Annotated in this window: 8 protein-coding genes, 1 rRNA gene and 1 pseudogene; 8 read left to right on the top strand and 2 right to left on the bottom strand. The window is 73.3% G+C overall.

Annotation, left to right across the window (positions count from 1 at the left end):
• The first annotated feature begins 157 nt into the window (after nt 1–157).
• From rrf to ACWDR0_RS22320, 3 genes and pseudogenes are all read left to right on the top strand, one after another.
• Nucleotides 158–274, top strand: a 5S ribosomal RNA gene (gene rrf / locus ACWDR0_RS22330).
• Between the two features lie 370 nt (nt 275–644).
• Nucleotides 645–1,334: pseudogene (locus ACWDR0_RS22325) on the top strand (tetratricopeptide repeat protein); the annotation flags it as partial.
• A gap of 459 nt (nt 1,335–1,793) precedes the next feature.
• Nucleotides 1,794–2,579: a tetratricopeptide repeat protein gene (locus ACWDR0_RS22320; protein WP_456353487.1), complete on the top strand. Its 786-nt coding sequence runs from the start codon at nt 1,794–1,796 to the stop codon at nt 2,577–2,579.
• Between the two features lie 68 nt (nt 2,580–2,647).
• Here ACWDR0_RS22320 and ACWDR0_RS22315 read toward each other — a convergent pair whose 3' ends face one another.
• Nucleotides 2,648–3,928 (bottom strand): DUF1015 domain-containing protein, encoded by a 1,281-nt coding sequence (locus ACWDR0_RS22315; RefSeq protein WP_456353480.1) that lies wholly within the window; start codon nt 3,926–3,928, stop codon nt 2,648–2,650.
• A 73-nt stretch (nt 3,929–4,001) separates the two neighbouring features.
• Here ACWDR0_RS22315 and ACWDR0_RS22310 point away from each other — a divergent pair, with 73 nt between their 5' ends.
• The gene (locus ACWDR0_RS22310) at nt 4,002–5,036 is read left to right on the top strand and encodes an HAD hydrolase-like protein (RefSeq protein ID WP_456353479.1); all 1,035 of its coding nucleotides are present in this window, start codon (nt 4,002–4,004) and stop codon (nt 5,034–5,036) included.
• A gap of 158 nt (nt 5,037–5,194) precedes the next feature.
• Nucleotides 5,195–6,034 (top strand): ABC transporter ATP-binding protein, encoded by an 840-nt coding sequence (locus tag ACWDR0_RS22305; protein WP_456353478.1) that lies wholly within the window; start codon nt 5,195–5,197, stop codon nt 6,032–6,034.
• Between the two features lie 87 nt (nt 6,035–6,121).
• Here ACWDR0_RS22305 and ACWDR0_RS22300 read toward each other — a convergent pair whose 3' ends face one another.
• Nucleotides 6,122–6,469, bottom strand: a complete 348-nt coding sequence (locus tag ACWDR0_RS22300) for an alkyl sulfatase C-terminal domain-containing protein (protein WP_456353477.1) — start codon at nt 6,467–6,469, stop codon at nt 6,122–6,124.
• A gap of 42 nt (nt 6,470–6,511) precedes the next feature.
• On the opposite strand from ACWDR0_RS22300, the gene ACWDR0_RS22295 reads away from it, so the two are divergent.
• Genes ACWDR0_RS22295 through ACWDR0_RS22285 form a run of 3 tightly spaced genes read left to right on the top strand, consistent with a single transcriptional unit; the run spans nt 6,512 to nt 8,713 of the window.
• Entirely contained in the window at nt 6,512–6,898 is a 387-nt protein-coding gene (locus ACWDR0_RS22295; protein WP_456353476.1) for a hypothetical protein, read from the top strand.
• 7 nt (nt 6,899–6,905) lie between these two features.
• Entirely contained in the window at nt 6,906–7,721 is an 816-nt protein-coding gene (locus ACWDR0_RS22290; protein WP_456353475.1) for a TlyA family RNA methyltransferase, read from the top strand.
• Entirely contained in the window at nt 7,718–8,713 is a 996-nt protein-coding gene (locus ACWDR0_RS22285) for an NAD kinase (protein WP_456353474.1), read from the top strand. Before ACWDR0_RS22290 ends, ACWDR0_RS22285 begins: the two co-directional genes overlap by 4 nt.
• Nucleotides 8,714–8,717 lie beyond the last annotated feature (4 nt).

Below are 8,717 nucleotides of genomic sequence, written 5' to 3'. Positions count from 1 at the left end.
GAAGCCAGGTAACTGGTGGAGGTGACCGGTACTAATAGGCCGAGGGCTTGTCCATATTTGCTCGCGTCCACTGTGTTAGTTCTGAGGCAACGACCGTTGCCGGTTCGAGCAGAACATCAATTAAAAAGTGTGCTTGTTCGCTCGAAACCGTTAGGGTTTCGGTGGTCATAGCGTAAGGGAAACGCCCGGTTACATTCCGAACCCGGAAGCTAAGCCTTTCAGCGCCGATGGTACTGCAGGGGGGACCCTGTGGGAGAGTAGGACACCGCCGAACAATCTTTCAGGGCCCTGGGTCCAGCGTTCAACGCTGGACCCAGGGTCTTTTTGCTTTCCGTACACAGAGCGCACCCCCGCCGGGTGCGCGAGAATGGCCGCAGTACCTGCAGACAGGAGTCACGCCGATGTCCCCCAACTCTCCCGACGACCGTCCGGAGCGCGAACCGCGCCGTCGAGACGGCGCCGACCGGGGCGGATTCCGCGGCGGTCGAGACGACCGTGGCCCGCGGCGTGACGGCGACCGTGGTGGATACCGCGGTGCCCGGGACGACCGTGGTGGCCGGCCCTCGGGCGGCGGCTACGGACGGCGTGACGACCGCCCCGGCGGCTCCGGCAGCTCCAGTGGCTCTGGTGGTTTCCGTCGTGACGATCGTCGTGATGACCGTCCGTCGTTCCGTCGTGATGACGACCGTGGTCCGCGTCGTGATGACCGGTCCGGTGGTTCCGGTGGTTTCCGTCGCGACGACCGCCGCGATGACCGTCCGTCGTTCCGTCGTGATGACGACCGCGGTGGTGACCGAGGCGGGTACCGCGGCGGCGACCGTGACCGTGGTCCGCGCCGTGATGACGACCGTGGTCCCCGTCGTGACGACCGGTCCGGTGGTTCCGGTGGTTTCCGTCGTGACGATCGTCGTGATGACCGTCCGTCGTTCCGTCGTGATGACGACCGTGGTCCGCGTCGTGACGACCGCTCCGGTGGTTTCCGCCGCGATGACCGTCGTGACGACCGTCCCTCCTTCCGTCGCGACGACGACCGCGGTGGTGACCGTGGCGGATACCGCAGCGGTGGCGAGCGCTCGTACGAGCGTCGTGACGACCGGTCCGGTGGCTCCGGTGGTTTCCGTCGCGACGACCGCCGTGACGACCGTCCGGCGTTCCGCCGTGATGACGACCGCGGGCCCCGCCGCGACGACCGCTCCGGCGGTTTCCGCCGTGACGACCGTTCCACCTTCCGCCGTGACGACCGTCGTGACGACCGTCCGTCGTTCCGTCGTGATGACGACCGCGGTGGTGACCGTGGCGGGTACCGCGGCGGCGACCGTGACCGTGGTCCGCGCCGTGATGACGACCGTGGTCCCCGTCGTGACGACCGCCCCGGCGGTTCCGGTGGTTTCCGTCGCGATGACCGTCGTGACGACCGCCGTGACGAGCGTCCGTCGTTCCGCCGTGACGACGACCGTGGCGGTGACCGTGGTGAGCGTGGTGGCGGTTTCCGTCGCGACGACCGTTCCACCTTCCGCCGTGACGACCGCCGCGACGACCGTCCGTCGTTCCGCCGTGACGACGACCGTGGTGGATACCGCGGTGGTGACCGTGGCGGCCGCCCCGGCGGGCGACCCGGCGACCGTGACCGTGACCGCGGGGGCCGTCCCGGTGGTGGCGGTGGCTACGGGCGCCGCGACGACCGGTCCGGTGGCTTCCGCCGCGACGACCGGGACCGTGACCGGCCCGAGCGCGAGCCGGTCAAGCGGCTGCCGATCCCGGACGACGTCACCGGCGACGAGATCGACCAGGACGTGCGGCAGGAGCTCCAGAGCCTGCCGAAGGGCCTCGCCGAGGACGTCTCCCGCAACCTCGTGATGGTCGCCAAGCTGATCGACGAGGAGCCGGAGGAGGCGTACGCCTACTCCCGTATCGCCCTCCGGCTGGCCTCCCGGGTCGCCGCGGTCCGCGAGGCCGCCGGGTTCGCCGCGTACGCGACCCAGCGGTACTCCGAGGCCCTGGCCGAGTTCCGGGCCGCGCGGCGGATGACCGGCGGAGTCGAGCTGTGGCCCGTGATGGCGGACTGCGAGCGCGGCCTCGGCCGGCCGGAGCGCGCGCTGGCGATGGCCGGTGAGCCCGAGACGCAGAAGCTGGACAAGGCCGGACAGGTCGAGATGCGGCTGGTGGCCGCCGGAGCCCGGCGCGACCTGGGGCAGCTGGACGCCGCCATCGTCACCCTGCAGAGCCAGGAGCTGGCCTCCGCCTCCGTCCAGCCGTGGACCGCGCGTCTGCGGTACGCCTACGCCGACGCCCTGCTGGCGGCCGGGCGCGAGGACGAGGCCCGTGAATGGTTCGCCAAGGCCCTGGAGGCCGACAAGGACGGGTCGACCGACGCCTCCGACCGGCTGGCGGAGATGGACGGCGTGGAGTTCGTCGACGCGATGGACCTCGACGAGGACGCGGACGACTCCGCACCCGCCGCCGAGGCCGCCCCGGCCGACGCCACCGACGACGCTGATGTCGACGGCGATGCCGATGTCGACGAGGTCGATGGCGACGGTGCGGCCGAGGCCGGCGACGACCGGGACCGTGACGCGTAACCAGCGGTGAAAAAGGGGCGGCTCCTCGACGAGGAGCCGCCCCTTTCTGTTCCGCTCGCCGCCGCGGGCTACTCCAGTGCCAGGCTCCGCAGCACCAGCCCGGTCGCCGGCTTCGGACCGAAGGACGTCGACTTGCGGGGCATCGTCACACCCTGCCGGGCCAGTTCACGGACCACGTCCTCACGTACGGGATGCAGCAGCACCGCCGTACCGCCGTGCCGCTCCGCCTGGGCGACGGCCGCCGCCGTGTCGTGGATGTAGCCGATGTCGTCCGGGGAGTCCGGGATCCGCCACAGCTCCTCCAGCAGGGTCGCGTGCAGCACCGTCGCGTCCAGCGCGCGCCACGGCTCCGGCCGGTCGGCCCGCACCGTACGGGCGATCAGGGCGGGGTCCGGCCGGTCGGCCAGATGGAAGGCGCCGTCACCGGCGAGCAGGAAGGCGTTGCCCCCGGCCGCGGCCCCGGCGAGGGCGTCGAGCGCCGCCGGCAGCGGCAGGTCCAGCCGGCGTACCCGGAACGCACCGTCGAGTGCGGCGAGCGCCTCGGCGGGCGGGAGCCGCCGGATCAGCCGGTGGATCGCCCGGACCCGCAGGGGATAGCGGGCCGTGTCGACCAGCAGGACCAGGCCGTAGTTCCAGGGGCCCGGATCCGGATGCTCGGCGCGCAGCCGCAGATAGGTGGCCCACCGGTGGTGGCCGTCGGCGATCAGCGCCTGCCGTCCGGCCAGGTCCCGCTGTACCGCGGCGAGTTCCGCCGGGTCCGTCAGCGCCCACAGCCGGTGCCCGAAGCCGTCCTCCGTGGTCGTCGCCAGCAGCGGCGGCTGCCGGACCGTCCGTTCGACGACGGCGGTGGCGCCGGTCGCCTCGCCCTCGCCGCGGTAGGTGAAGAGCAGCGGTTCGAGATTGGCGTCGGTCGACCGCATCAGCGCGGCCCGGTCGGCAACGATGTCGGGCATGACGTCCTCGTGCGGCAGGACGATGCCGTCGGCGGGCTCGGAGAGCGCCAGGGCGCCGATGAGCCCGCGCTGGAGGAGGTCGCCGTGCCGCTGTTCGTACACGTACAGGGCGGGCTGGGGATCGGCGGCCAGCACGCCCTCGGCGAGCCAGCGGGCCAGGGTGTCGGCGGCCCGGCGGTGGCGGTCCCCGGCGGTGGGGGCCTGCGGCAGGATCAGCCGGACGATGTTGTGCGGGTCGGACGACTCCAGATGGTCGAGCCCGTCGGGCCGGACGACGACGTCGTACGGCGGGGAGGTCACGGCGGCGAGGGAGCCGACCCGTTCGGGGACGTAGCGCAGTCCGCGGAAGGGGAGCAGACGCAGGCCGTCGGTGGCCGCGGGACCTTCGCTGTTCATCCGTGCATCGTAAGCGCGGTCCGGCATGAGCGATGATCGGGGGAGTGACCGCCGGTATGAGGAGTGTTGACGGATGAGTGGGCTGCGGGTCAGGACCAGGCCGGACGGCAGTGCGGAGGCGCTCTGCGCGGCGTACGACACCGCCCTGCTCGACCTCGACGGGGTGGTGTACGCGGGCGGCGAGGCCGTCGTGCACGCCGTCCCGTCGCTGCTGGCGGCCCGGGACGCGGGGATGGCGCTGGCGTATGTCACCAACAACGCGCTGCGCCCGCCGGAGGCGGTCGCCCGGCATCTGACCGAGCTGGGGGTGCCCGCGGAGCCGGGGGAGGTCATCACCTCGGCGCAGGCCGTGGCCCGGCTGATCGCCGATCGGGTTCCGGCGGGTTCCCGGGTGCTGGTGATCGGCGGGGAGGGGCTGCGGCTGGCGCTCCGGGAGCGGGGGCTGGTGCCCGTCGAGTCGGCGGACGACGATCCGGCGGCCGTCGTCCAGGGTTACGGCGGGCCCGAACTGCCCTGGGGACGGTTCGCCGAGGCGAGTTACGCGATCAGGCGCGGAGTGCCCTGGTTCGCCTCCAACACCGATCTGACGATTCCCGGTGCCCGCGGTATCGGGCCGGGCAACGGGGCCGCGGTGGAGGTGGTGCGGATCGCCACCGGCGCGGAGCCGGAGGTCGCGGGCAAGCCGCTGCCCCCGATGCACCGGGAGACCGTGCTGCGGACCGGGGCGCGGCGGCCGCTGGTGGTGGGGGACCGGCTGGACACCGATATCGAGGGCGCGTTCAACGGGGACGTGGACTCGCTGCTGGTGCTGACGGGAGTGACGGACCCGGCGCAGCTCCTGGCGGCGGAGCCGCGGCACCGGCCGACATATGTGGACGCGGATCTGCGGGGGCTGCTGACCGGGCAGCCGGAGGTGACCGGGGACGCGGTGTCCGGATTCGGCTGCGGCGGCTGGACCGCTTCCGTACGCGGCGGGGCACTGGCCGTCGAGGGCGAGGGGGCGGCGCTGGACGGGCTGCGGGCGCTGGCCGCGGCGGCCTGGACGGACGCCGGTGACGGCGGGAGCACGGCCGCGGCGGACAAGGCGCTGGCCCGGCTGGGCTGGTGACCGGCCCCCCGGATCCGGAAGAGGATAGGCTAACCTAACCTTTCCGGCTGTTCTGTTGGTATCCGTCGGCATCCCGCCGCCGGTGGCGGCACGCCGGGCGGGTCCGGGCCGGCCGCCGGATCCCGAGCCCTCGGACGCGACCCAGGAGTACGACCCCCATGCAGCGACTCACCGCGGAATCGGTCACGCTCGGCTATGACCGGCGGGTGATCGCCGAGGGTCTGACGGTGGCGATTCCGGACAATTCGTTCACGGTGATCGTCGGCCCCAACGCCTGCGGCAAGTCGACCCTGTTGCGGGCCCTGGCGCGGATGCTCAAGCCCACCGAGGGGCGGGTGCTGCTCGACGGGCAGACGATCCACTCCCTGCCCGCGAAGAAGGTGGCGCGGATCCTCGGCCTGCTGCCGCAGACGTCCATCGCACCCGACGGGATCACGGTCGCCGACCTGGTCGCCCGGGGCCGCTATCCGCATCAGGGGCTGCTGCGGCAGTGGTCCCCCGAGGACGAGCGGATCGTCCGGGAGTCGATGGCCGCGACCGGGGTCGCGGAGCTGGCCGAGCGCTATGTCGACGAACTCTCCGGCGGGCAGCGGCAGCGGGTGTGGATCGCGATGGCGCTCGCCCAGCAGACCCCGCTGCTGCTGCTCGACGAGCCCACCACCTTCCTCGACATCCAGCACCAGCTGGAGGTCCTGGACCTCTGCGCCGAGCTCCACGAGACCCAGGGGCGGACGCTGGTCGCGGTGCTCCACGACCTCAACCAGGCCGCGCGGTACGCCACCCATCTGATCGCCCTGCGGGACGGCCGGGTCGTCGCCGAGGGAGCGCCGTCGGACGTGGTCACGGCGGAGCTGGTGGAGGAGGTGTTCGGGGTACGGAGCCGGGTGATCGACGATCCGGAGTCCGGGACGCCGCTGGTGGTCCCGGTGGCCCGGCGGCGCGCCGGGACGGTGCCCGCGGACCGGGCGGACCGGGCGGAGACGGCGAAGGCCCTCTGAGAGACGCCCTGTTCACCCCCCCCGCCCGCAGCCGCCCCGGTTCTTCGCCCCGGGGCCGGTCGGCCCGGGGCCGGTTCCGCGGGCCGGTCAGAGCAGGGAGCGCAGGCGCATCAGATCGCGGAAGCCGGCCTCCAGCTTCACCCGGCCCGAGGCCCAGGCCTTCCCGAAGTTCAGCCCGCCGTCGACCATCGCCACGAGATCGTCGCCGGTCATCGCCAGCCTGATCTCGGCCTTCTCGCGCGGCGGACCCTGATGGTCCCCCGCGACCTCGATCACACCCTGCCGCAGCCGCCCGGTGAACGTCACATCCAGATCCCTGATGTGGCAGCTCATGGAGCGGTCGAGCGCGGTCGCGCCGCGGACGCCGTCGTCCGCGCGCGAGAGATTGTCACTGAGTCTGCCGAGCGCCTCACGGCACTCTTCCTTCGTCGCCATCGTGATCGACCGTACCCCAGTCCTTCGGGGTAGCGTCGGGGCATGAACGACGTGATGCCCGGCCGTCCGGGCCCGGAGGCCGCTCCCGGTCACGCTGCCGACTCCGAGGGCGGCGCGGACCTCGTGGACGGAACGAGTGCCACCGGGGCCACCGGTGAGCCCGCCGGACCGGACGGGGCGGCCCCGCCGACCGCGTACGAACCGGCCGCGCCCGCGCCCCTGGGCGTGGTCCGGAACCCGACCGGGGACGCCGCGGTCGACGCCGTACTGGACCGGCTCGCCGACGCCGACCACCTGACGGCCGACGGACACCTGGACGTGTACGAGGATGTACACGAGGGCCTGCGTACGGTGCTGAGCGCGCTGGACGCGCCCGGCCCCGCCGCGCAGCACCCCCCGCACCCCGTACCGCACGACCACAGGAGCTGAACCGAACGTGGCAGGAGCCGCCCGTCGCCGTCTCGACGCAGAGCTGGTACGCCGCAGTCTCGCGCGCTCGCGCGAGCACGCGAGCCAGCTGATCGCCGCCGGGCGGGTCACCGTCGGCGGCGCCACCGCGACCAAAGCCGCCACCCAGGTCGAGACGGCTGCCGCGATCGTGGTGGCCGACGACGGCGGGGACCCGGACTACGTCTCCCGCGGCGGCCACAAGCTCGCGGGCGCGCTGGCCGCGTTCGGCCCCCTCGGGCTGGTCGTGGCGGGGCGGCGGGCGCTCGACGCCGGGGCGTCGACCGGAGGCTTCACGGATGTCCTGCTGCGGGCGGGCGCGGCCCATGTCTTCGCCGTCGACGTCGGCTACGGGCAGCTCGCCTGGTCGTTGCAGAGCGACGACCGGGTCACCGTCAAGGACCGCACCAACGTCCGCGAACTGACCCCGGAGGACCTCGGCGGCGAACGCGCCGACCTGGTCGTCGGGGATCTCTCGTTCATTCCCCTCGGGCTGGTCCTGCCCGCCCTGGTCCGCTGCACCGCCCCGGACGCGGATCTGGTGCTGATGGTGAAACCGCAGTTCGAAGTGGGCAAGGAGCGGCTCGGCAGCGGCGGTGTCGTCCGCAGCACCGAACTGCGCAAGGAGGCCGTGCGGACCGTGGCGGGACAGGCCGCGGCCCTCGGACTGGGCGTGCTGGGCGTCACCGCCAGCCCGCTGCCCGGCCCCTCCGGGAACGTCGAGTACTTCCTCTGGCTGCGGGCCGGGGCGCCCGAGCTGGACCCGGCGGACGTCGATCGAGCAGTGGCGGAGGGGCCTCGTTGACCACAGCAGGAGCGACCACAGCAGCAGCGACCGCGGCCGGAGCGGCCGGGACGGACCCGGCAGCGGCGGGGACGGCCGGGCCCGCGGCCCCCGCCGAACGGACCGTCTTCCTCCTCGCGCACACCGGCCGCAAGGCCGCCGTCCGCAGCGCCGAACTCGTCGTCGAGGGCCTGCTCCGCAGCGGGCTCCGGGTCCGGGTGCTGGAGGCGGAGGCGGCCGATCTGCCGCTGCCCCCGGCCGTCGAGACCGTCCCCGAGGCCACCCCGTGCGCCCTCGACGGCTGCGAACTGATCGTCGTCCTCGGCGGTGACGGCACCCTGCTGCGCGGCGCCGAGTTCGCCCGCGCCTCCGGGGTGCCGATGCTCGGGGTGAACCTGGGGCGGGTGGGTTTCCTCGCCGAGGCCGAACGCGACGACCTCGACCGGGTCGTCAACCGGGTCGTCGACCGGGCCTACGAGGTCGAGGAGCGGATGACCGTCGATGTCGTCGTGCACCGTAACGGCGATGTGGTGCACCGCGACTGGGCGCTGAACGAGGCCGCCGTCCAGAAGGTCTCCCCGGACCGGATGCTGGAGGTCGTCCTGGAGATCGACGGCCGCCCGGTGACCGCCTTCGGCTGCGACGGCATCGTCTGCGCCACCCCCACCGGTTCCACCGCCTACGCCTTCTCGGCGGGCGGTCCGGTGGTGTGGCCCGAGGTGGAGGCGCTGCTGATGGTCCCGATCAGCGCCCACGCCCTGTTCGCCAAGCCGCTGGTGACCTCGCCCACCTCGGTGCTCGCGGTCGAGGTGCAGGAGCACACCCCGCACGGGGTGCTCTGGTGCGACGGGCGCCGCACGGTGGAACTGCCGCCGGGGGCGCGGGTCGAGGTGCGCCGGGGGGCCGTCCCGGTCCGGCTGGCCCGGCTGCACCACGCGTCGTTCACGGACCGGCTGGTGGCGAAGTTCGCGCTGCCGGTCGCGGGATGGCGGGGGGCGCCGCCCGCGCAGTAGGGGT

Source organism: Streptomyces sp. NPDC003691, from assembly GCF_053981115.1.
Note: the sequence above shows the minus strand (reverse complement) of the source record. Positions and strands in the feature narration are given on the sequence as shown.

What these genes read in the sequence shown, in the direction of transcription:
- ACWDR0_RS22295 (WP_456353476.1), top strand. Translation starts at nt 6,512, where the DNA reads ATGAACGACGTGATGCCCGGCCGTCCGGGCCCGGAGGCCGCTCCCGGT.
- ACWDR0_RS22310 (WP_456353479.1), top strand. Translation starts at nt 4,002, where the DNA reads ATGAGTGGGCTGCGGGTCAGGACCAGGCCGGACGGCAGTGCGGAGGCG.
- ACWDR0_RS22300 (WP_456353477.1), bottom strand. Translation starts at nt 6,469, where the DNA reads ATGGCGACGAAGGAAGAGTGCCGTGAGGCGCTCGGCAGACTCAGTGAC.
- ACWDR0_RS22315 (WP_456353480.1), bottom strand. Translation starts at nt 3,928, where the DNA reads ATGAACAGCGAAGGTCCCGCGGCCACCGACGGCCTGCGTCTGCTCCCC.
- ACWDR0_RS22305 (WP_456353478.1), top strand. Translation starts at nt 5,195, where the DNA reads ATGCAGCGACTCACCGCGGAATCGGTCACGCTCGGCTATGACCGGCGG.